This window comes from Turicimonas muris (genome assembly GCF_002221595.1).
Taxonomy (GTDB): domain Bacteria; phylum Pseudomonadota; class Gammaproteobacteria; order Burkholderiales; family Burkholderiaceae_F; genus Turicimonas; species Turicimonas muris.
On record NZ_NHMP01000001.1, the window covers coordinates 255,497 to 278,292 of the forward strand.

21 protein-coding genes, 1 tRNA gene and 1 pseudogene are annotated in these 22,796 nt (G+C 44.9%); 9 read left to right on the forward strand and 14 right to left on the reverse strand.

What is annotated here, in order from left to right:
• Positions 1 to 154 precede the first annotated feature (154 nt).
• Together sbcB and lgt are read left to right on the forward strand one after the other, a co-directional pair.
• Positions 155 to 1,624: an exodeoxyribonuclease I gene (sbcB, locus tag ADH67_RS01360; protein ID WP_066590946.1), complete on the forward strand. Its 1,470-nt coding sequence runs from the start codon at positions 155 to 157 to the stop codon at positions 1,622 to 1,624.
• 14 nt (positions 1,625 to 1,638) lie between these two features.
• Positions 1,639 to 2,433, forward strand: coding sequence for a prolipoprotein diacylglyceryl transferase (lgt, locus tag ADH67_RS01365; protein ID WP_066590948.1), 795 nt, complete (start codon positions 1,639 to 1,641; stop codon positions 2,431 to 2,433).
• On the opposite strand, the gene ADH67_RS01370 is transcribed toward lgt, so the two are convergent.
• From ADH67_RS01370 to ADH67_RS01390, 5 genes are all read right to left on the reverse strand, one after another.
• Positions 2,430 to 3,431 (reverse strand): 2Fe-2S iron-sulfur cluster-binding protein, encoded by a 1,002-nt coding sequence (locus tag ADH67_RS01370; protein WP_066590950.1) that lies wholly within the window; start codon positions 3,429 to 3,431, stop codon positions 2,430 to 2,432. The two genes, lgt and ADH67_RS01370, sit on opposite strands and share 4 nt — an antisense overlap.
• A 310-nt stretch (positions 3,432 to 3,741) precedes the next feature.
• A complete protein-coding gene (locus ADH67_RS01375) occupies positions 3,742 to 4,047 on the reverse strand; it encodes a hypothetical protein (protein WP_066590951.1) in 306 nt (101 codons plus the stop codon).
• Positions 4,044 to 4,241: a hypothetical protein gene (locus ADH67_RS01380; protein ID WP_143597698.1), complete on the reverse strand. Its 198-nt coding sequence runs from the start codon at positions 4,239 to 4,241 to the stop codon at positions 4,044 to 4,046. Before ADH67_RS01380 ends, ADH67_RS01375 begins: the two co-directional genes overlap by 4 nt.
• Positions 4,242 to 4,291: 50 nt before the next feature.
• Complete coding sequence (gene dapB, locus ADH67_RS01385; protein ID WP_066590953.1) at positions 4,292 to 5,098, reverse strand: 4-hydroxy-tetrahydrodipicolinate reductase; 807 nt, start codon at positions 5,096 to 5,098, stop codon at positions 4,292 to 4,294.
• Positions 5,098 to 5,613: an outer membrane protein assembly factor BamE gene (locus ADH67_RS01390; protein ID WP_084081395.1), complete on the reverse strand. Its 516-nt coding sequence runs from the start codon at positions 5,611 to 5,613 to the stop codon at positions 5,098 to 5,100. The genes dapB and ADH67_RS01390 overlap by 1 nt, the downstream gene beginning before the upstream one ends.
• 72 nt (positions 5,614 to 5,685) lie before the next feature.
• On the opposite strand from ADH67_RS01390, the gene fur reads away from it, so the two are divergent.
• Positions 5,686 to 6,144 (forward strand): ferric iron uptake transcriptional regulator, encoded by a 459-nt coding sequence (gene fur / locus ADH67_RS01395; protein ID WP_066590956.1) that lies wholly within the window; start codon positions 5,686 to 5,688, stop codon positions 6,142 to 6,144.
• A 279-nt stretch (positions 6,145 to 6,423) separates the two neighbouring features.
• Here the strand turns inward: fur and ADH67_RS01400 are convergent, their stop codons facing one another.
• From ADH67_RS01400 to ADH67_RS01430, 7 genes are all read right to left on the reverse strand, one after another.
• A complete protein-coding gene (locus tag ADH67_RS01400) occupies positions 6,424 to 8,223 on the reverse strand; it encodes a C69 family dipeptidase (RefSeq protein WP_066590958.1) in 1,800 nt (599 codons plus the stop codon).
• 344 nt (positions 8,224 to 8,567) lie between these two features.
• Positions 8,568 to 10,226 (reverse strand): DNA repair protein RecN, encoded by a 1,659-nt coding sequence (gene recN, locus ADH67_RS01405; RefSeq protein WP_066590959.1) that lies wholly within the window; start codon positions 10,224 to 10,226, stop codon positions 8,568 to 8,570.
• Complete coding sequence (locus ADH67_RS01410; protein WP_236578441.1) at positions 10,223 to 11,140, reverse strand: NAD(+)/NADH kinase; 918 nt, start codon at positions 11,138 to 11,140, stop codon at positions 10,223 to 10,225. Before ADH67_RS01410 ends, recN begins: the two co-directional genes overlap by 4 nt.
• Positions 11,121 to 11,816: a hypothetical protein gene (locus ADH67_RS01415; protein WP_066590964.1), complete on the reverse strand. Its 696-nt coding sequence runs from the start codon at positions 11,814 to 11,816 to the stop codon at positions 11,121 to 11,123. Before ADH67_RS01415 ends, ADH67_RS01410 begins: the two co-directional genes overlap by 20 nt.
• An 11-nt stretch (positions 11,817 to 11,827) precedes the next feature.
• Positions 11,828 to 12,220 carry a DUF423 domain-containing protein gene (locus ADH67_RS01420; protein ID WP_066590965.1) on the reverse strand — a complete coding sequence of 131 codons (393 nt, stop codon included), beginning with the start codon at positions 12,218 to 12,220 and terminating at the stop codon, positions 11,828 to 11,830.
• A gap of 1 nt (position 12,221) precedes the next feature.
• Entirely contained in the window at positions 12,222 to 13,010 is a 789-nt protein-coding gene (locus tag ADH67_RS01425) for an enoyl-ACP reductase FabI (protein WP_066590966.1), read from the reverse strand.
• 80 nt (positions 13,011 to 13,090) lie between these two features.
• Positions 13,091 to 14,800, reverse strand: coding sequence for a lytic transglycosylase (locus ADH67_RS01430; protein WP_236578442.1), 1,710 nt, complete (start codon positions 14,798 to 14,800; stop codon positions 13,091 to 13,093).
• A gap of 103 nt (positions 14,801 to 14,903) precedes the next feature.
• Between ADH67_RS01430 and ADH67_RS01435 the strand changes: the two genes are divergently transcribed.
• The 3 genes from ADH67_RS01435 to ADH67_RS01445 all read left to right on the forward strand — a co-directional run bounded on the left by ADH67_RS01435 (position 14,904) and on the right by ADH67_RS01445 (position 16,284).
• Positions 14,904 to 15,689, forward strand: coding sequence for a class I SAM-dependent methyltransferase (locus ADH67_RS01435; protein ID WP_236578443.1), 786 nt, complete (start codon positions 14,904 to 14,906; stop codon positions 15,687 to 15,689).
• Between the two features lies 1 nt (position 15,690).
• Positions 15,691 to 16,164 carry a ribonuclease HI gene (gene rnhA / locus ADH67_RS01440; RefSeq protein WP_066590969.1) on the forward strand — a complete coding sequence of 158 codons (474 nt, stop codon included), beginning with the start codon at positions 15,691 to 15,693 and terminating at the stop codon, positions 16,162 to 16,164.
• Between the two features lie 45 nt (positions 16,165 to 16,209).
• Positions 16,210 to 16,284, forward strand: a tRNA-Val gene (locus ADH67_RS01445).
• A gap of 405 nt (positions 16,285 to 16,689) precedes the next feature.
• On the opposite strand, the pseudogene ADH67_RS13710 reads toward ADH67_RS01445, so the two are convergent.
• Both ADH67_RS13710 and dcuC read right to left on the reverse strand, forming a co-directional pair.
• Positions 16,690 to 16,818 (reverse strand): annotated as a pseudogene (locus ADH67_RS13710) (DUF4113 domain-containing protein); the annotation flags it as partial.
• Positions 16,819 to 17,102: 284 nt separating this feature from the next.
• Entirely contained in the window at positions 17,103 to 18,377 is a 1,275-nt protein-coding gene (gene dcuC / locus ADH67_RS01455; RefSeq protein WP_066590971.1) for a C4-dicarboxylate transporter DcuC, read from the reverse strand.
• A 268-nt stretch (positions 18,378 to 18,645) separates the two neighbouring features.
• On the opposite strand from dcuC, the gene ADH67_RS01460 reads away from it, so the two are divergent.
• The 3 genes from ADH67_RS01460 (at position 18,646) to gltX (ending at position 22,736) form a co-directional block, all read left to right on the forward strand.
• Positions 18,646 to 19,098, forward strand: a complete 453-nt coding sequence (locus tag ADH67_RS01460; RefSeq protein WP_066590973.1) for a DIP1984 family protein — start codon at positions 18,646 to 18,648, stop codon at positions 19,096 to 19,098.
• A 446-nt stretch (positions 19,099 to 19,544) separates the two neighbouring features.
• Positions 19,545 to 21,221, forward strand: a complete 1,677-nt coding sequence (locus ADH67_RS01465; protein ID WP_066590975.1) for a putative transporter — start codon at positions 19,545 to 19,547, stop codon at positions 21,219 to 21,221.
• A gap of 84 nt (positions 21,222 to 21,305) precedes the next feature.
• Positions 21,306 to 22,736, forward strand: coding sequence for a glutamate--tRNA ligase (gene gltX / locus ADH67_RS01470; protein WP_066590977.1), 1,431 nt, complete (start codon positions 21,306 to 21,308; stop codon positions 22,734 to 22,736).
• Positions 22,737 to 22,796 lie beyond the last annotated feature (60 nt).

The following is a 22,796-nucleotide window of genomic DNA, read 5'->3' on the forward strand; positions in this document are numbered from 1 at the left end:
TTGCATATTAACAATGTTGCGAAATGAGACTATACCTATCTTCTCTTAATCAAAATTTCGTTTTGAAGGTAAAATCTTCTATTTGATATTAAGAAACGACAATAGATGCGCATAAGGACGGGTACCTGAGTATGCGCCGAAAATGGAGATATAAATGGCCAATGCAGGCACAGCATCAGACGTAACTTTTTATTGGTACGACTATGAAACTTTCGGTACCGATAAGAAACGGGATCGGCCAGCACAGTTCGGTGGTTTCAGGACAGATGCAAACTTTCGCCGTAAAAGTAAAGATTTGCTGATTTACTGTTCTCCTGCAGATGACTATCTTCCGCACCCGGAAGCGTGTCTTTTAACGGGGATTACGCCTCTTATGTGTCTTACGGAAGGCGAGCCCGAGGCTGTTTTTGCCAACAAAATTTATAAGGAGTTTAAAGAACCGAATTCTATTGTTCTCGGCTATAACAATTTGAAGTTTGATGATGAAGTCAGCAGATTTATGTTCTGGAGAAATCTCATCAACCCCTATGACCGGGAATACGGAGAAGGACGTGCCAGAATGGATATGTTTACCGTGATTAAAGCGCTTTATGCCTTTAAACCGGACACTTTGAATTGGCCGCATAAAGACAACGGTTCCGTTTCCATGAAGCTGGAAGAGTTGACCAAGGTGAACGGCTTAGTCCACGACCATGCCCACGATGCTTTGTCTGACGCACGGGCAACGGCATTACTGGCCAAGAAGATTAAAGATACGGAGCCGAAGTTTTGGGAGTATGCCGTCAGTTTGTCTAATAAAGAGAATGTGCAGAAATTGTTGGACTCTCAGACGGCCCTTTTAGTCGTAGCAGATTATTCCATTCCTGCTACAAAGAACCTGCGTTTGCTTTTCCCGATTCTGAAGTCAGGTAAAGAATATTTATGTTGGGATTTAACTGCCGATCCGACTGAACTTCCTCAGCTTAAAGATTCAGATTTAGAAGCCAGAACAAATTTAACCGCAGAAGAGAGAGAAGCAGGCAAGAATCCTCTTCCGTTTGTGAGCATCTCAGCGAATAAATATCCTTTTATCGTCAAAGCGTCTCCGTTCTATAGAAATGAATTTGAACAGATGTTCAGCCTAAGCCGAACAGAACTCGCAGAGCGGACAAAATTCTTAAAAGAGATGGATAAAGGCTTTGTCGGCAATCTTTATTTGAAGCTTAACGAAATCCGTCGAGAACGTTTCGAAGGAACCCAACCGAAGGATGAAGATGTAGAAACGGCACTTTACTCCGGCGGCTTTGTTAGCGATCAAGACAGAAGAGTGCTTGATGAGCTCAGAGCAATGAATGAGTTTGAATTGTCCGAGAAATCTTTAACCAAAGATTATCAGTACAAAGGTATGGATAAGTTAATCCGCCGCTTTATTTCCAGGAACTATCCGGAAGCGATGACCGAGCAGGATTCTGCGGATTGGTATCTTTATAAATCTCAGCATTTGATTCGTGGGGCAAACGGCAGCCGAACCTTTGAAGAGTACTTCAAACTTCTTGATGAGCTTGCTGACAGACCGAATGTCAACATGGAACTCATCGAGGAACTGAGAGAATACGGAGAGGGTCTCCAAGAAGATTTACAGTAAAGGAACAATCCGCGATGTTAGTACACCCAGAATTTGATCCTATTGCCTTCCATATCGGCTCATTCGGTATTCATTGGTACGGTTTGATGTACCTTATCGGTTTTGCGCTTTTTTACACCCTCGGTCTCTATAGAAGCCGCCAGGCTTGGCGAGACATTACCAAAGAAAACCTGGAAGACCTGTTATTTCTGGGAATGATCGGCGTAATTCTCGGCGGACGGTTGGGATTCGTTCTTTTTTATCAGCCGGAATATTACTTGAGGCATCCGCTGCAGATTTTTGCGGTATGGCAGGGCGGCATGAGTGCACACGGCGGTTTTATCGGTGTGATTTTAGCTATTTGTTATTTTGCCTGGCGCAAAAAGAAATCTCCTTTGACTGTTGGCGACTTTGTGGCGCCGCTGGTTCCGCTGGGCTTTTTCTTCGGCCGTTTAGGAAACTTTATCAACGGGGAGTTGTGGGGAAGGGCTGCGGATCCGAATTTTCCGTTAGCGATGATTTTCCCACAAGCAGAGGACAACATTCCGCGTCATCCTTCGCAGCTCTATGAAGCTACCGCTGAAGGCTTGATTTTATTTTTGATTGTTTGGATTTACTCGACTAAAGCAAGACCGAGAGGTGCTGTTTCCGGGCTTTTTTTCTTGGTTTATGGGGTAGGCAGATTTATTGTTGAGTTCTTCAGAGAACCCGATAGCTATCTCGGACTGCAGGCACTGTCCTTGTCGAGAGGACAGTGGCTGTGTATTCCTTTGATTGCTGCAGGTATCGGTTTGATGGCCTACGCTTACCTCAAAAAAGAGAAGGCTTAGCCACCGAAAGCATCGGAGAAGGTGCGGTCTTCTTTGAGGCCGCATCTGACAAACAAGTAGTCAGTGACGGAGTTAACCATCGGTGTGCTTCCGCACAAATAAGTATCGCAGTCTGTGAAGTCGCCGATAATTTCAGCCGCGTGCTTGGTGATTCTGCCTTTGAGCCCCGGCCAGTTTTCATCTTTGGAGACGACAGGGTAGAACTTAAAGGCCGGATAGCTTTCTGCTAAAGATTCCAGTTCAGATAAGAATGCCAAATCTTTGGCGTGACGGACACCCCAGAAAAGAGAAATGCCTCTGCCTTTCAAGTCATCGTTAGTTTTGAGCGTACGAAGAATGCTCATTACCGGGGCAATTCCTGTGCCTGTTACTAGGAAGACGGCTTTCTTATCTTTCGGGGTATTAAAAGTGAAAGTTCCGAAAGGAGCTTCCGCTTTTAGGATGTTGCCTTCCTTGACGGTACCGTTGAAGAGAAGTCCGGTGAATAATCCGTTGCTGACGTGACGGATGTAAAGGTCAGCGGTAGTTTGCTGAACAGCAGGAGAAGCAAAAGAGTAGCTTCTAGAGTCGCCGTTCGGCAAAAGAATGTTGATGACCTGACCGGCTTCAAAGTCGAATTTCTGACCGTCTACGCGTTCAATGGTCATACTAAGGATCTCGTCGCTGACCTTAACGATCTTGACGATTTTTACATCGAACCGGTTTGCTGATTTTTTTGTTCTTCTGGCGTTTTTAGCTTCGATTATAAGGTCAGTTGCCGGGACCGCAGTACAAAGAAGAATCATGCCTTTTTTTTTGTCTTCTTCAGTCAGGGCAAGAGGCTTCTTTGAGTAGTTAACTTCGCCGGAGCAGAGTTTGCTTTTACAAGCTCCGCAAGCACCCATTCTGCAGCCTAATGTCAGCAGGACTCCATTTTTTTCAGCCGCTTGACTGATGGTCTCTCCATCCTCGGCCACAAAATTGATATTGGAATCTGCGATTTGAATTTTGTGAGACATATTAGTCACTTATCATGCAAAAATAAACGCTCTGGATTATACCAAAGCGTTTATTAGGTCCCCCGCTTGAACCGTCCGACTTGTGTCCTGAACCGAAGGTTCAGGGTGGACGCCTCTGACTAGTCTTAGGAGCAGCAGCGCGTGCCGCTCAACAGAGAGGAAGCCAAGTTAGCATCCATACGATTTAGTATTGGTTCAAAGAACAACCAGTCGCTAATCGTATTCCGCAGGGGATGGACTTATTGTATGAGTGAAACTTCTAGAAGTAAATAGATGAAGCCTCTAATTGAGCTTTTGATAATTTTTCGTTTCAGTATGACTGAGTTCGCTTAAGTGTATCCTGGCAGAAAATCAGCAGCGATTCCAGCTTCTTTTCAACATCAGGAGGCACTGCTGCAGAGGTTGAATCTCTTGAATAAATGAGTTGAAGGATGGCGTAAAGCAGGATGCGGGTTTGCTTATTGGGAGTAAGGATGAGGTCTTTGCCTTGGTTTACATTTCGAACTGCCTGATTAATTTCGTTTACAGCTTTTTCGATTAACGGCAGGTCTTCCGGTTCCAACTGCAGTGCGAGTTGGACACCTTGGATGTTGAATGTTTTAGGTACGGAACTCATGAGGTTTTCTTGGTTGACTCAATGATGGAATCGATCTTCTGAATGTTGGCATTGATATCCTGTACTGCAATATCGATCTTTTCCCGCAACGAGACTATCTCGTCATTTTGTTTTTGAATTTCGATACTCTGCCTCGCAGCCTTTTCAAATAGTCTTTGGTTTTCCAGCTGCAGCTGTTGGAGGCGGATAGCCATTTGGTGGATCGCCTCCTCCAGTTTCCGGACCGTGTCAGAAACCATCAGGATTAGTTATCCTTTAAGCCAAGAACGTCTGCCATGTTGTAGAGGCCGTTGTGCTTGCCGATTAAAAATGCTGCGGCTTTTAAGGCTCCTTGAGCGTAGCCTTCACGCGAAGCGGAAAGATGAGCTATTTCGATTCTTTCTCCTTTACCGGCAAAGATAACGCGGTGGTCACCTACCACATCGCCACCGCGAAGAACGGCAAATCCGATGGAGCCTTTAACACGCGGACCGGTGTGTCCATGGCGAGTCCATTCAGCAACATCTTCAAGTTTCTGTCCGCGGGCCTCCGCTATTACACGGCCCATTTCAACGGCAGTGCCGCTTGGCGCGTCTACCTTGCGGTTGTGATGCATTTCCACGATTTCACAATCGTAATCCGGCATGAGCTTAGCGGCTTCAGCAAGGAGTTTGAAAGTAACATTTACACCAGTGCTCATGTTCGGGGCAAAAGCGATTGGAATGACTTTAGCAGTTTCGTCGATCAGATTTTTTTGTTCAGCAGAAAAACCTGTGGTGCCGATAACCATTGCTATTTTGTCCTCACCGCAGACTTTGAGGTAACCGACGGTTCCTTCAGGTCGTGTGAAGTCAATCAGAACTTGAGCGCCGGAGACTTTAATGCAAGCTGTATCAGCGGTGATTTTTACGTTGCTTTCTTTTCCTAAGAAAGCAACGGCATCCTGTCCGATGGAAGAAGAGCCGGCATGATCCAATGCGGCGACAAGTTCAAATTCCGGATGATTCATGATCGCTTCAATGAGCATTTTGCCCATTTTTCCGCTGGCTCCTGAGATGGCTGTTTTAATCATTATTGAGCTTCCTTGTCAGTGGAGGAGACTGTAGAATTTTGTTCTTGAATTACAGGTTTTGCTTGAGCAGAGGTATCAGCAGAAGCCTCTTTTTCTTTTTTCATATCCTCGTTACGCTTGATGGAGCTTTCTCTGGCTCTTTCGCCTAAGATCATGAGGTCAACATCGGTTTCATCAGGCATTTTATCTGCCTTGAAGCTTTCGACTTTTCCATTGTCATCGAAATATACCTGGAGCTTGCGGATCTGGGTTTCTCCGATCCGCGGATTTAGGTAATAGATGTAGTCCCATTCATTTTTGTGGAAAGAGCTGATCAGGGTTGGTGTTCCAAGAAGAAAGATTACCTGATTTTTAGTCATACCCTCATGAAGAGACTCGAGCATTTCGCTAGTCACCACGTTTCCCTGATGAACGTCAGGGCGGTATGGTTTCAAATAACCCGGAAGGCTGTCAGTAGAGCAACCGCTAATTAAACATACGGATGAGATAGCCGCAACTGCAAAAAATCGTTTCATGAGTTGAATTTAATGGACAATATAGTAACAGGCTGTATGATAGCTAACTAAGGATAGAAATGGAAAGGCTAAATGATAAAGAAAACATTCAATCCGGCAAATCCCTTTGATCTTAAAGATCTAGGATTGAAGGCGACCGGGCCAAGATTAAAAATTTTAGATCTTTTTATTAAGAATGCAGACTCCGGTAAGAAACGTCATATGAGTGCCGAGGAGGTTTACCGTACTCTCGTTCAAGAAGGTGAAGATGTTGGTTTAGCAACGGTATACCGCGTACTAGCACAGTTCGAAGCTGCAGGTATTCTTGTACGCCGTACCTTTGATAAAGACAACGCTTTATTTGAGCTTAACGACAATCATCACCACGATCATTTGATTTGCGTCAGCTGCGGCAAAGTCGAAGAGTTTGTGGATCCAGAGATTGAAGAAAAGCAAAAAGAGATTAGCAAGAAACACGGTTTCAGTTTAGTCCATCATTCCATGGCTCTCTACGGACTATGTGCAGACTGCCAGAAAAAAGAAGCTAAGTAAAAAGCAAAAGACATTCTTTGATTTGCAGAAAGATTAGAGGAGCGGGAAGAAGCGAGAATTTTTCTAACCCGAACTTTATTGGTCCTAGACTATATTAGAGGTTAAAAAGAGAGGTGGTTTAGGATAGCCTAGCAAACCGATTAGTGCTCTATCTTTTTTTAGGTAGGGGCTTTTTCATTAAAGTCTCTGCGTAATGTTTTTGATTGATACATGGTATTAAGACAAATAATTTGAAAGCGACTCATTGTTAATTTAACAATGAGCCGCTGATTCCAAAGCTTACTTAATTAAAGCAGTGCCAAAACCTGCAATAGGTTTGTTTTTGGCTTCGGAATAAAGCCAAACATCATAAATAGCGCCTGGAAGCATGTCTTTGGCTACATCTTTAGCTGTGAAAGTAAAGACGATATCTTCAACGCCGTCACCGTTAACATCTTTGACTTCAGAAGAAGACGGCTTTGCCAGAGAAGTTAAGCTGACTTTGCCGCCAACGGAAGAACGTCCCGGACCTGCAACAGTCTTGGCAAGATTAACCTCTTTAACCTTGAGCTTCTTGTCGCCAAGCAACGCAATAGTTACGTTTTCGTCGCCTTTTGAATTGATTGAATCCGCAAGCACTAAGACTTCATGAGGAGAAAGTTTTTCGAAAGCTTCTTGCATGGCTTCCTGAGCTTTGTCAAATTTTTCAACATTCTTGGAATGAAGCCATTCCTGTGCCTTTTGAGGAGAAATCTTGGCCAACTCTTTTGCTGTCTCTAATTCTTTTGCAACTGTTTTGCCGAGTTCTTTTTCTAAAGAACGGACCTGCTTCATATTCTTTTCATATGCCTGATGAATGTATTCGATGGCATTGGAAGTATTGATGAAGGACCAGACAGGCCAATCCGGATTGTAGTTGAAGCTTTCCGGTTTGGCATTGAAATGCTGTTTTGTCGCTTCATCCCAGGTCAAGAAGGCTGTCGCCTGAGCCGGTTTTGCTACTGGATAAAGCGGAACATACGGTGTTTCGCTTGGTCTGGCCAACGTTTTGTATGCTTGGATGAAAAGCGGGTTGGAGTCCATCACATATACGACGGATTCGTGAGTTGTCGGTCTGGAAATGCCGAAGCCTTTTTCGTGGTACCACTCTCCGGCTTTTCCGTCTTCTTTGGAGTCGGCACGAAGAATTTTCTTCACGTCTTCAACGCCGAACTTCTTGTTCGGTACTACACTATAGGGGAACTCATCGGCGGAGTTGAAGGTCTTTCCTGTGATTTTCTTCCAAGCAATCTGGTTTCTGGAGAAATTGTATTGAGCTTCTCTCAGCTTGGCAGGCTGGTAGGCCTCACGGAAATTGAAGTCTGTCCATTGACCTTCTACCGCTGGTTTGTATTTGCCGTCTTTGATGGCTTTTTCCACTAAGCCCGGAGACACCATAACGCCGTCTTTGTCCGTGACGTCGACTTTGTTCATCATGAAATTGTTCGGAATATAGACGACTTCATTGTCTTTGACTTTGCGGGCAACCCATTTGTTGCCTTGGTGGATAGCCAATTGCCACACTTCTTTAGGATCCGCAATGGTGTAAGTACGTCCATTGGAAAAGTAGCCGTATTTGTCGAGCAGATCAGTGGCAATCTTGATAGCTTCTCTGGCTGTTGTCGCTCTTTCAGCCATAATTCTTCGAATGCCGTAGCCGACACCGCCGTCTTTAACTTTTTCTTTGTTTTCCGGGAAGATTTGAGAACAAGCGTTGGAAACGATAGTTACGCCTTTTTCATTGACAAAGCCGTCCGAGAAAGAAGCTCCTGTCGGTGAAAAGGTTTGAGTCCAATAGAAGCCGAGCGTTTTTTCTGCCTGAGGAATTTCAGCGGCAGATTTTTCGAACTTAATCATCTCGCCGGCTTTGTGTGTTTGAGCCGGCACCCAATGCTGCTGAGCAATGATTCGTCCGCCGTTGTCTTCGTTATGTCCGATAATCACGGTGCCGGTTTTACTAACGTCTTTTCCGACGATGATAGTAGAGCAGGCGAGAGCATTAGCACCGAAGGCAATAGCTGCTGATGCGATCGCAACTGATAGTAAAGACTTTGAAAACATAGTTCCTCCTTGAGATTGAAGTGATTTGATGGAAATTCTTTGATTTCCAATGAGCGAAGGATCCCTATTTTCAATCCTCCATTCACACGCTCATCCTACCGCTTCTCGAGAAAATTAGGAAGGAAAATTCGACACCGAGAAATATATTGCCTTTCGACCAAATATCAGATATGTCGAAAGTAGAATTGGATAGTCTAAGAATTGTTTGATTCTGGGTTTTGTCTTTTCTTCGCTTGGAAATGACGAGAACAGGAAATGCCAAAAAAGAAAGATGCCGTCTGAAGAATCTTCAAACCGGCATCCATCAATTCTTTTTACTGCAAAAGAGCAGAAGAATCAGTCAATTATCCTTGATGGAGCATTTCCTTCGCATGCTCGCGAGTCACTTCCGTAATCTTCAAGCCGCCCATCATTCTGGATATTTCTTCGACTCTTTCTTCCGGAGTCAGCAAAGTAATTCGAGAAGAGGGTGCTTTGTCCTTATCAGATTGAACTTTTTCAATCCTGAAATGATTCTCTGCGCATCCCGCAACTTGCGAAAGATGCGTTACGCACAATACTTGTTGATGAGAACCCAGAGTCTTCAGCAGTCTGCCAACGGTTTCTGCGACAGCCCCGCCTATGCCGGTATCAACTTCGTCAAAAATCAAAGTATCAACGGTTGCCGTACTGGAGTCGGTAACGGCAATCGCTAAGCTGATGCGAGCAAGTTCACCGCCGGAGGCAACTTTAATTAAAGGACGCGGAGCCACGCCCGCATGGCCGGCTACTAAAAATTCAACGGAGTCAGTTCCGTTAGGACCAGGATGTTCTGTGTTCTGTACTGAAATTTCGAATTTTCCGCCTTCCATTGCCAGTGTTTGCATGGCTTTTGTAATCTGTCTTTCCATGCTTTGCGCACCTTTTTTACGGTATTTTGAAAGTTCTGCAGCCAAGGCATCATAGATTTCTTTGGCTTCTTTAACCTTTTGTTCCAGAGCTGTTAAATCACCAAGTTCTTCGAATTCGTGAGCTTTCTTTTTAGCTGACAGGTATTCGTTGTAAAGTTGTTCCGGTTCCAGATGGTACTTAGATGCCATCCTGATGTAGTCGGAAAGACGTGTATCTAATTCTGCAAATCTGGATTCGTCAAAGTCTGTGCGGGAAAGATAATGTTCAATATCGTCTGACGCAGAATCAATAATTTCTCGGGCATCTGTCAGAGCGTTGTAAATCTTTTCCAGTTTTTGATCAGTGTCGATAACCTCACCGAGCCTGTCTAAGGCCGTGTCAATCATACTGAGGACGCTGGAGTCTTCTTCAGTCAACAGTCCTCGGCTGCTCTGACAAGCTTCCAAAATATCTGTTGCCCTCGACAGACGTGTGTGTTCTTCATTAATCGAGGCCCATTCATTTTTGGAAGGGCCAAGGTCTTTCATGTCTTCCAAGAACCAGCGGATTCTTTCCAGTCGTTCCGCATTCAAAGAAGCTTCTTCTTTGGCTTTTCTTAACTTTGCTTGGGCAGTAGAAAGTTCATCCCAAGCACGTCTTATCTTGATGAGTTTGGGACCGAGCTTGCAGTAGCCGTCAAGCATTTGAAGCTGAGCGCCGCGTCTTAGCAGTGATTGGTGAGCATGCTGACCATGGATAAGTACAAGCAGGCTACTCAAATCTTTGAGCTGAGCCAGCGTAGAAGGATAACCGTTAATCCATGCTCTGCTTTTGCCGGAAATATCCAAAGTCCGGCGAATAATTAATTCTTCTTCACCGTTATCGAGTTCTCTGTCATCCAACCATTCTTTGATTTCCGGTGAAACGGAGAAAGAGGCCGAAAGATCACTTTTATCACATCCCTGACGAATGAACTCGGTGTCCGAACGAGCACCGAAAAGGAGCTGTAATGCATCTATCAAAATAGATTTTCCAGCTCCTGTTTGCCCTGTTAAGGCAGTGAACCCCATGGGAAGTTCAAGTTCTAAATGTTCGACAATTACAAAATTTCTTATATTCAGAGAGGTAATCATGACGGCGTGCGTGTGGTCGGCATCAAATTCCAGTGTAATTTTCTGTTAATTGTATCGAAGAAATTATGAGATCTGGGATGCAAAATATGGAGCGGATGTTCGTAAGGTTTGATGACGATTTTATCTCCGACTTTAACCTCGGTGAAGTCCTGCATATCGTAGTAAAGACCGGCATCTCGGATGTCAAGAATATCCAGCTCAATTAAAGATTCTTGAGCAAGAATCAAAGGGCGGTTGCTCAAAGTATGCGGGGCAACCGAAATCATCAGAATGCAGGGTACGGTAGGGGCAATCAGAGGCCCTCCGACGCTCAATGCATAAGCCGTAGAGCCTGTTGGTGTTGAGAAGATTATGCCGTCAGCACGCTGTGCACTTAATTGCAGTTTGTTGACAGCAACGGAAAAATCAATCATACCGCCGGAAATTCCACGGCTGACGCAGATTTCATTTAAAGCTATTCCGGAATAAATAGTCTCGCCGTTGCGAACCTGATCGGCTTTCAAAAAAATACGAGAGTCAATGAAGTAATGACCGTCCAGAACTTCCTTGATTTCTGACTCCATGTTGTCAAAGCAGATGTCAGTAATGAAACCCAAGTGCCCTGCATTGATGCCGATGACCGGAACTCGGTAAGAGACGAGCTTTCTGCAGATGCCGAGCATAGTACCGTCTCCGCCTAAGATTACGGCTAAATCTGCAAGTTTTCCGATTTCCGGGAGCGTGTAGCCTTTTTCAAATCCTAAAACTTCGGCAGCCTCATGTTCCAGAAGAACTTCTCTTCCGGTTTTTGTAAAGATTTCAGCCAATTTTTTCATTGGTTCAACAAGAACCTTTCCTCTGCGGCTGAAAATAGCAACTTTTTTAAATTCTGTGACTTGTTCTTCTGTGGAACCGCTATTCAATACTTGCTTCAACGTATGTGCCTTTCAGTAATCCAATCGTCTTTTCAGGAGTTCTAATCTCAGTCAGTACAGAGTTTAGAGCCGGACCCTGAACAGTGGCAAGCCAGTTATCCACTTGCCAAAAAGAGAGGGATTCATGGAGGGAAGCGCAAGAGCCTTCAACCATGAGAGTGTCTTCCGGACTAATCGTCAATCGGATCGTAGGATCATTTCTCTTAAATAGACAAATTTTTGCCGCCCACAATTGGCTGAAAGCGAGACGAGGATCAGGCTGCCTTTCAATCCAATTAAGAAAAAACGGCGGAAAACGGACTGTGCTGAGTTCTTCCCAGAAATGCGTATCTTTAAACAAAGTTAGGCAAATATTGATTGGAAGAATCGACAGGGCAAGAGCTACATATTTTTCTCTGATGTCGATGGAACAGTAGTTGTAAAAACCGCCTTCAAGGGTTAGAGAATTCGTGTAATTCTCAACAACCTTCAGAGTTCTGCCCATTGAGGGCTGAAATTGTTGGGTAACAGACTGAAGAATAAGTCTGCTCCATAAGAACGCCTTTGACTCCTCTTCCGGAAGCAACTCTGAATATTCAACAACATCAAGGGTCAAATACTTATGAGAGATATCTTCCGGTATCGGGACCTTATAGTCAGCAACGTAAATAATGGAGGGAGGCAGCAGAGCAGACATTTAGTGCCTAACTAAAAAATACTTCTTCTTGGGTGGCTAGTCAGAGAGGCAAGAGCAAAAATTACCCATGCCGCAATCATGAATCCGCCGCTGATAGGCGTAATCAGCGGGAACGGACGCCATTCAATCAGGACGAGAAGATAAAGGCTGACGGAAAAGCCTAAAGAACCAATCAAAAGGCAAAGCCCGGCCAGGTTAACGAGGCCTTCTCTGAAGTGATTAAGGCCCCAAGCAATGGCAAAAAAGCCAAGGCCGCTGATTAATTGATAAAGCACGGCATATTCAAATGCATCGATGGACCGCTGCACCGTGACCACATTATGTAACCCGTGTGCCCCGTAAGCTCCGAGAGCGACTCCAGAAGCCAGCATTAAAGCACCGATAAATGACCAAAAATGTTTCATATTATTCTCCAGCAACCGCAACGCCGATGGCATGGAAGCCGGCGTCTACGTAGAGGACATCGCCGGTAATGCCGGAAGCATAGTCAGAGAGGAGGAATGCAGCTGCATTGCCAACCTCATCGATAGTGACGGTTCTCCTAAGCGGGGAAATGTGTTCCATTTCTTTGAGAAGCTTGCCGAAATCTTTAATTCCGCTGGCAGCTAATGTTTTAATCGGGCCGGAAGAGATTGCGTTGGCACGAATGCCTTTTGGTCCCAAAGAAGCGGCCAAATAACGGGTAGAGGCTTCAAGAGCTGCTTTGGCCACGCCCATGGTGTTGTAGTTAGGAACCACTCTTTCACTGCCGATATAAGTTAAAGCGAGCAGGGAGGAAGAGCGGCCTTCCATCAACGGCAATAAGACCTTAGCCATCGCCGGGAAAGAATAAGCAGAGATATCTAAAGCAATTTTGAAAGATTCTCTGGATAAACCGTCTAAGAAATCGCCTTGAATAGCTTCGCGCGGTGCAAAACCGATAGAGTGAACGGCACCGTCAATGTAACCCCATTTTTCTTTGAGCGCTCCTGCCATCTGCTCCAATTGGCTGTCTTCTGCCACATCAAGCGGAATCACGATGTCGCTGTCAAATTCTTTGGCAAATTCTGTGATTCTGTCTAAAAATCTTTCATTCTGATAAGTGAAAGCTAATTGGGCACCTTCTCTATGGCAAGCCTTAGCAATACCGTAGGCAATAGAACGGTTTGAGAGGACGCCGGTAAGAAGAATCTTTTTGTCTTTTAATAAAGTCATAATCGGAAAAGATAAAAAAAACCAATTGTTAGATATTAAGCGAGTTTTGCAGTTTTGGCATGAATAGTTATTAGCGCAGTCTACTTAAGTCTTAATTTTTGTCCAATGGTTAAATTGTTGGAATGCAAGTTGTTTAAGGCTTTCAGCCTGTTGACCGAGATATTGGCCGAGCTTGCGATGGAAAACAGCGTATCTCCTTTTCTTACCCTATGGTAAGTCTGGTTGCTTAAAGGCCGTTGAACAACAGTCTTCTTCACAGAAGGAGGAAGTTTTTCCAGAACAACATTTCGTTTCGTCGGGGTACCTTCTTGGTTGATGGCAAGGCGGGTGCCTACAGAAAGATTATTACTTGTAAGGTTATTCGCAGCTTTTACGGCAGAAACCGGTACTCCGAACCTTGAGGCAATACTATAGAGGGTATCGCCTCTGCGGACAACATAAAAACGAGAAATGTTTGAAGTTGAAGATGCGGATTCAACCGGCTTTGACGGTTGGTGTTCAGCCATTTGACGATTTCTGATCGGTACATTGACAACCAAAGTTTGACCAACCCTTAATCTTCTTGATTTCAGTTTATTGCTCTTAACGATCGCTGTCGGACTTACGCCAAGACGTTTAGCAACGCGGGCCAAAGTATCGCCTTTACGGACACGGTAGGAGACTCTTCGGTAGTCCTGTGCCAAACTAAAAGTTGCACCGATGGTGTCAGAAGAGATGTCTTCGGCATCACCAATGCCGATAGCACGGCTGACCAAAAGGAGAGAACCGGGCTTAACGCGGCGTCCTGCAGGAATCTGGTTAGCTTCACGCAGCTCGGCTTCAGTCATATGAGCTTTCTGAGCAATCGCAGCTAAGCTCTCGTTCGGGCCTACACGGTAAGTGGTCCAACTGGAAAGCGGTTTGCCGGAAGTACGGAAGGCTACCAAGTTTTCAACGAAAGTATCGATCTTGTCTGAAGGCACCAGCATAGAATGGTGGTGAGAAGCCACGATGACGGGACGGTTGAAAGAAGGATTTAGTTCCGTGAACTCCTGTTCTTTCATTCCTGCCAGATGAGCGGCCCTTTTAACGTCGATATCCTGCTCTTTGAAGATCTGAATGAAAGAAGGTTCGTTATAGATGACCGGCAGCTTAATCCCGTATTTTTCGGGATTCATCACGATTTCCTTAATTGCCTGCAGTTTCGGATAGTAGTTTCTGGTTTCTGCGGGCATTTTCAATGACATATAGTCAGTTGGCTTTCCAGCTGCCTGGTTCTTTTTAATCTGACGACGAATATTGCCCTCGCCCCAGTTGTAGGCGGCTAACGCCAGCTGCCAATCACCGAACTCGTCATATAATCTTTGCAAGTAAGTCAGTGCTGCGCTCGTGCTTTCAAGAACGTCATAACGTTCGTCCTTCCACAAAGACTGGTCTAAGTCGTAGTGGCGTCCGGTGGCCGGCATAAACTGCCAAAGTCCGGCTGCCTTTGCTCGGGATTTTGCATTGGAGACGAAAGCGCTTTCCACAAAGGGAAGCAATGCGATTTCAGTCGGCATTCCTCTGGCATCGACTTCTTCGATGATGTGGTACAGGTACTGAGAAGAGCGGTTTGCCATTCGATGAATGTAGTCTGGCCGCTTCAAGTATTTCTGGAGATTTTCTTTAACGACAGGGTTGTCCATGTTGGGTATCTTGAACCCGTCGCGGATGCGGCTCCATACCGTATAAAAATCGTCATCTTGGGCCGCGGCGGTCTCTATAACGTCAGGCGCCTTCGGCTCTTGGGCATGACAGACGGCGGCCGTCATAAAGGACAACGCAAGAAGGGTTAGCTTAAACCGGGAGAACATTCTTATTTAAATCGACTCACATTAGAATAGCGAATACTTTAATGGAAATTACGCAAAGTTTTTGAATAACCGACTAGTCAGACCAGCAGGTATGGATGCGATATACGATTTAGATAGTTTTTATCGGACATCCCTTGGCCAGTATTGCTTGGCCTGGGAACAGAACGAATTTGACAAATTGGTCTCCGACTGTTTTGGGTACAATGCCCTGCAGCTCGGCGCTTCCAGCATCGACTTCCTGCGCAACAACAGGATTGCCTTGAAGATAGCAGGGGACAGAGAGATGAGAAATCTAACTCATGTTCCTGATGAAGCCTCGGCAAGAGTGAGGTTACAACCCGAAACATTGCCGTTTGAATCTGAGTCTATTGATCTTGTTTTGCTACCCCATACATTGGAACTAGCCGAAGATCCTCACAGTGTGCTCAGAGAAACCGCTCGTGTTTTAATTCCGGGCGGAAGAGTGATTTTGACGGGCTTTAATTTAGCCAGTCTTTGGGGACTAAGAGTCGGTATGCAGAAATTCGGTCTTCCCCAGTTCTTGCCTGCGCGTAACTTTATGACGGTTCCTCAGATCAGAGACTGGCTGCAGCTTTTGTCTTTCAATGTAGACCGAGGAGCATTCGGAAGATACGGATGGTATAAAACGAATAAATGCGTCCGACACTCGGCTTGGATAGAAAAAGCAGGCGACCGGTGGTGGCCGCAGTGCGGTTCTTTATTTGCTCTGAGTGCAGTGAAGACGGTTAACCGCGGTGTTTTTGTCGGAAAAGTATTAAAGAAGAATTATTTTTTTGCGGGAGCTAAAGCCGGCGTCAAAAGCAACAAACAGGCGGTAAAGGAATAATATGGAACAAGAAAAAGATCTGGTTGAAATTTGGACTGACGGTGCCAGCAAAGGGAATCCTGGTCCGGGAGGCTGGGGCGCTTTTTTGAAGTGGCAAGGAAAGACTCGAGTCTTTACAAAAGAGCTTTGCGGCGGCAACATCAGCTGCACCAACAACCAAATGGAATTAACCGCCCCGACGGAAGCTTTAAGGCTTTTGAAAAGGCCGTGCAAAGTCATTCTTCATACCGATTCTCAGTATGTTCAGAAAGGAATCACCATGTGGATTCACGGATGGAAAAAGAACAACTGGAGAACAAAAGCGGGAGAACCGGTAAAAAATGCGGAACTCTGGAAAGAATTAGAGAGGGAAACCCACGAACATGAAATCGAGTGGAAATGGGTCAAAGGTCATGCAGGCATTGAGGGCAATGAGATGGCAGATATGCTTGCTAACCGAGGTGTCGAAGAGGTTTTGAAAAAAGCGAGAAAATAATACTCGCCAAATTCCAATTCTCTAGTGTACAATCCTGACTTCTTCGCGCGGTTAGCTCAGGGGTAGAGCACTGCCTTCACACGGCAGGGGTCGCTGGTTCGAAACCAACACCGCGCACCAAACTTCCTCTTGAACCTTCTGTCATTTTTTCCGAAACTTAAAATTCTAAATAATAGGAACTGTCCTACAAATTCAATGGCAAATGCGGCTGTGAAAGTAATTAGCATTCTTATCCGCGGACAAGATTTATCCACTTTCTTTAACTCCGAAGACTTGTTTGTGCGCCCAGCAGAGAAGAGAAAGGAACTGCAATTATGAAGATTTTCGAGGAATATTTTGATAATCCTCAGGCAATTGAGGAACATTTGAAACAATTTCTCGGAAATTCATAAAAAGTCTGTGACTACGGTTGTCACACAGCGTTCGGCTTCATTCTTTACCAGATGAATAATCTTTTCTAAGTGGTATCTCCCCATCCTTTTGGACGGAAGTTTCTCGGCGAAAGAGCGAAAATTTTGAGTACCGTCAAGACGGAATGAGCTCTTTGCACAAAGCTCCGATTTTCGGCAGATCGTTCCAGCGGGTCGTATAGGCAACACTCAGCCGTTCTTTATTCCTACACCAAACTTTTTCTTCTAAACGAAAAGAGACAAAGTGTACTGTATTTTCCCATAACGCGTGTTAGGCGCGTCGGTCTGATAAAAATATTTTTCAATTCAATAAACGAATCTAGTCTTCTATTTGCTGTCGGTATATTTCACAGCTCGTGTGGTGGAGGAGCACTCCAACTAAAGGCCGGAAGGAATTTCTTGAATACAAAGAGGAGAACTAAGGTTTAAGACGGAAGTCTGACGTTTCCGGAGAAGACGTGTCATATAATTCCACGCCGAAAAATGCCCCGCATTTTGCGAGGCATTTTGCAAGGTTTTAGTGCTCTGCTAGACGATGGTCAGCGCCAGAACAATGACGCCGATAATCAATGGAATGCAGGTACGTTTTACTAACTGCATTGGAGGAACCATTGCTAAACCGGACAGCACAATTACAACGCCTGCAATCGGAGACATTGTGCGGCCCATCTGACCAGAGATTAACGCCATGGCACCGAGGTTAGGAATCTGCATACCGAAGGATGCGGCATGAGGTGTAACGGCTTCATTAAAGGCAAAAGTAGCAGCATCACCGGAGCCTGTAATCGCAGCCATGAGGAAAGGCCCGAAAGAACCGCCCCAGCGAGCGATTTCGTTTGAGCTCTTCAACACTTCGACGAAAGCATCAATCAAGCCTGTAGCTTTAAGACCGGCGGCGAAGACTCCGGCGGTAATGATGATGCCCATGACGGAACCGTAGCCTTCACCCATTCCTTTAAAAAAGTCTTTAGTGAACTGCTGCGGGTTGACCCATGAGACAATCAGGGCAAAGATTGCACCGATGACCATGGCCTGTGCTACGCCCATTTTGATGAACGGGACATAGGAATTGCCGAGAAGAAGAATAACTAACGGAACTAGCGGAGCAATCGCTTTAAGCGGATTGATATGCTGAAGTTCCTGAGATTTATCGGCAGTAGTGTAGTAGTCGTCCAATTCTTTTTGAGAGGGTTTATTGTCGCGGAGGATCAAGCAGACAATGGTTAAACCAACTGCACCGATAAGTACCATGCCGATAGAGTAAGGAGTGTGAAGGCTGATGAGATCCATCATGTCCATATTGGCAATTTTGGCAACAACACTGTTATGGCTGGTTCCCGGAGAAATGTTGGAACCGAAAGTGCCCATAAGGACGGCGGCGCCGGCAGCCGACGGACGAATGCCTGCACGAATCATGACAGGAATGAAAGTTGCACCTACAGCGGCAGCACATCCGGAAGCAGAAGGAATAGCTACATTAATGAAGGCGGTGATGATGGTAGTTGTCGGAATAAGGAGAATACCGAGCTTGTGAAGTGGAGCTGCGAGGAACTTAACGAGGTTCTTGTCGCATCCGGTAGTCGTCACAACATAAGCAAAGCCCATAGACGAACAAATCGCCATAATTAAGGATGCGTTGGCCATGCTCTTAGCAAACTGGTCAAGTGCAGCCATTGGACTCATGGCGATACAGCAGAGGAAGAGGCCGGCGGTAAAAAGCACTAAGCGCGTTTCATAACGCTTAATTAAGCAATAAACCGTGACCAAGATTACAGCAATGGCAATCCATGCGGTTGGTGTCATACATATACCTTTTTGAAACAAAAAAAGAAGGCCTAAGCCAACTGAAGTACCTATTATAAGTATTACTGCTTAATTGTTGTCACTTATGTTTCATGGATGATACGTTTCTCAAGAATTGCAATAACTTGTAACCTTTGGTTACATCGAGATAGGTCGTTGCTCACAATATAGCCGTTGAAACGGTAAGTTTTCGAACTTAACCTCTTTTTCCTAACTGCTGTAAACTTTGCGTATGCCAAAAAACTGGCCTATCAAATGGGATAAAAAAATGAAACTAGCAGAAGCATTGATAGAAAGAAAAGAATTACAAAGCCGGCTGAGCAGACTCAATCAACGTTTGCAGGCCAATGCTCTAGTGCAGGAAGGTGACGTTCCTTCAGAAGATCCTAAGGTTTTGATCAAAGATGTCGAGACTACAATCGATGAACTGACGACTTTGGTTGATCGCATCAACAAAACCAACGGAGTGGTTATTGTTGACGGGAAAACATTGTCAGAGATGATCACAAAACGTGATTTCATGGTTAAGAGAATCTCTATCATGCGTGAGTTTCTGCAAAAAGCTTCCAACAAGATTGAGCGATACTCTCGTAATGAGATCATGATAACCGCTACTGTGGATGTGAAACCTTATCAAAAGATCGTTGATAAGCTTTCTTATGAAGCACGGATGCTGGATGCAAAAATCCAATATACCAACTGGAATACAGAATTAATTTAATATCTGGTTTGTGTGTAGTGCAAAAGTCACTTGGGCGAAAACAAATTTCACGTACCTCCGAGTCCAAACGGCTCGGGGGACCTCAGAGGAAGGGAACCATTTTTCACAACTTTTCTCTCTGTACGGGTGTTAAGTTATAAATCACCGCTTATACATTACTACCATGTTTTGACAAGGACCTTTGTGCGAGGGTGGGTCGCGGGCAACTAAAAACATCCTGGCAAGCAATTTTCTGTAATGCTTGTCAGGTTAATTACTATCGATACTTTTACTTAATATTTCTTTTTTAGAATTTTATTTCTTCAAATAAACCAACTAGTTATAGTGGGATCAATGATTTCTTGCGAGTCTTTGAGTTCTTTCTTTTTATGGAAGTTCGGTTCACAATGTGGAATTAACTGTTAGAAAATATTTCATACCTCAAATCTTTAGACTTTCTTAAAACAATGGACTGGCTTGTCAATCTTTGGACTGACACTAACTCAATTGCTCACATCCTCATGGTATATGCCTTGGTGATCAGCGTTGGGATGTTGTTAGGACAAATTAAAATTTTCGGTATCTCGCTGGGCGTGACCTTTATTCTCTTTGTAGGACTGGCTTGCGGATATGTAGGCTTTACTGTCAATCCGACGGTATTGTCATTCGTCCGAGATTTCGGGCTTATTTTATTTGTGTTTTTTATTGGGCTGCAGGTCGGACCGTCCTTTTTCTCATCGTTTAAAAGCGGAGGACTGCGATTAAATTTACTGACTTTGCTTACGGTTATTCTCAGCTTGGTGGTCACCATCGTCCTTTTCTTTATGTTCAAAGCAAAGGTCTCGTTGGCGACTATGCTCGGCGTCTATTTCGGAGCCGTAACAAATACTCCTGGTCTTGGTGCTACTCAAGAGGCACTGAAGATGATGGAATACACGGGAGAAGATATTGCGGTTGCGTATGCCTGTGCCTACCCGCTTGCCGTTGTAGCCATTATTGCCACTGCTATCGTATTAAGAATTGTATTTAGGATCGACCTGAAGGAAGAAGACAGACAATGGGAAGAAGCCCAGAAGGCCAATAACGAAGCACCAATCTTCTTCCATGCCAGGATTACCAATCCGGCCTTAGAGGGACGTACGATTCATCAAGTCAGAGACTTCGTAGGCCGACCATTTATCTGTTCCCGTGTCCTTCATAACGGTGTTATCACCTCTCCTTCAGCCGAGACCGTACTGCACACGGGAGACGTCTTAAGAATTGTCAGTGCCGAAGAAAATAAAGAGCCGGTAGTAGCTTTTTGCGGTAAGGAAGATAAGGAAATCGATTTGGTATTGGAATCTTCTCCGATTACTTCGAGAACCATCCGCATCACAAAACCGAAAGTAAACGGGTTAACCGTTCACGATTTGCATTTGAGCAAGTATGACGGCGTCAATATCACAAGAATTTTCCGTGCCGGTTTAACTCTTTTCCCTTACAACAATTTGCATTTGCAGCTCGGAGACCGCGTCTACTGCGTCGGTCCAGAAAGAGCAGTGGCACGCTTGGCTGAAACTCTGGGCAATCAAGAAAAGAAACTTTATCACCCGAATCTCGTGTCCATTTTCTTAGGTATTGTTGTGGGGATCATTTTCGGAAGTCTTCCTATAGCTATTCCTGGCTTGCCTGTGCCATTAAAGCTAGGTTTGGCAGGAGGCCCTCTTATTATTGCTATTTTGCTAGCTTATTATGGGCCGAACCTGCGTCTGATTACGTATACGACCGAGTCTGCAAATCTTATGCTTAGAGAGCTGGGTATTGCATTATTCCTTGCTAGTGTTGGATTAAATGCCGGCAAACCTTTCGTCGAAGCGTTGGGTAACGGGGAAGGCGTCCTATATGCATTCCTGGGCTTGTTTATCACTATTATTCCGCTGCTAATCGTCGGTACCATTGCTCGTAAGAAGTATAAGATGAACTACCACGCCATGATCGGTATGATGGCCGGGGCGACAACTGATCCACCCACTCTGGCCTATGCAGGAACTTTGTCTGAGAAAAACAGTTCCGTCATCGCGTATTCCACTGTTTATCCTTTGGCGATGTTCCTCAGAATTTTGTCAGGCCAGTTCGTTCTCCTCATCCTCTGGCAGTATGTCTGACAATCAAAGTTTTAGGATCTAAAATAATGGGCTTGACCGAAAGGCTAAGCCCTTTCTTTTACATAAAAATAACTTGGGAAAATTATGTTTAAAAAAGTTCGTACAAGAATTGCACCGAGCCCTACCGGGATGATGCACTTGGGTACAGCACGTACAGCCATTTATTGTTGGGCCGTTGCCCGCCATTTCGGCGGTGAATTCCTTTTAAGAATCGAGGATACTGACCAAGAGCGTTCCACTCCGGAGGCTACACAGGTCATTCTTGATGCGATGAAATGGCTCAATCTGAATTATGACAACGCCGGCCATGTGACTTATCAGATGAACCGTCTTAGCCGTTATAAAGAAGTTGTCGATCAGCTCATGGAAAAAGGGTTGGCATACAAATGCTATGCCACAAAAGAAGAACTGGAACAGATGAGAGAAGACCAAAAGGCCAGAGGTGAGAAGCCTCGCTATGACGGTCGCTGGCGTCCTGAAAACTGTGCCGGCAAGCCAATTCCTGAGGGCGTAACTCCCGTCATCCGCTTTAGAAATCCGGATGACGGCACCGTCACATGGAATGACGGCGTGTACGGTCCAATCGCTATCAATAACTCCGAGTTGGACGACCTCGTTATTATGCGCGGCGACGGCATCCCAACCTACAACTTCGCAGTCGTTGTTGACGATATGGATATGGAAATCAGCCATGTTATCCGCGGTGCTGACCACATTAATAATACTCCTCGTCAGATTAACCTTTACAAGGCTATCGGCGGAGAGATTCCGACATTTGCTCACTTGCCTTTAATTCACGGAGAAGACGGCCAGAAGCTTTCTAAGCGTCACGGTACGGTAAGTGTGTTGGCTTATGAAGAATTGGGTTTCTTACCGGAAGCTATTTTTAATTACTTGGCACGTTTGGGCTGGGCCCACGGAGATGCTGAAAAATTCAGCCGTGAGCAGCTTGCAGAATGGTTCAAGCTTGAAGACTGCAGTCGCTCCGCCGCTCAGTTCAACATGGATAAGCTGCGCTGGCTCAACCATGAATACATCAAAGAAGCCGATGACGAACGTTTAGCAAAGCTTATCGAACCTCGTTTAAAAGCTAAGGGTGCTGATTTAAGCAGAAACCTGGATTTAGTTGGCATTGTTGCATTGCTCAAGGAACGTGAAGCCACTTTAGTCGAACTGGCTGAAGGCGCCATGCTCTTCTACCGAGATAATCCAATTGATTTAGCCGTTCTTGACGAATGCATTAAAGATGCAGCGACCAGCCAGGAAGCTTGCCGGTTGTTCTTAGAACGCAGCAAAGATATGGAATGGAAGAGAGAAGACATCAATACTTTAATTCGTTCAATCATGAAAGAATTAAAAATTAAGATGCCTCACATAGCAATTCCTCTGAGAGTTTTAGTAACGGGAGAAAAACATACTCCGTCTATTGATGCGACCTTAGAACTCTTTGGAAAAGAACGAGTTAGAGGTAAATTAGAAGAAGGTTTGACCAACTGGATCAACCACACAAAATAATTTTGTTACATTTTAATTGCTGATTTTTTAGCAATTGCCTTGACGAGGAGGAAAATTTCC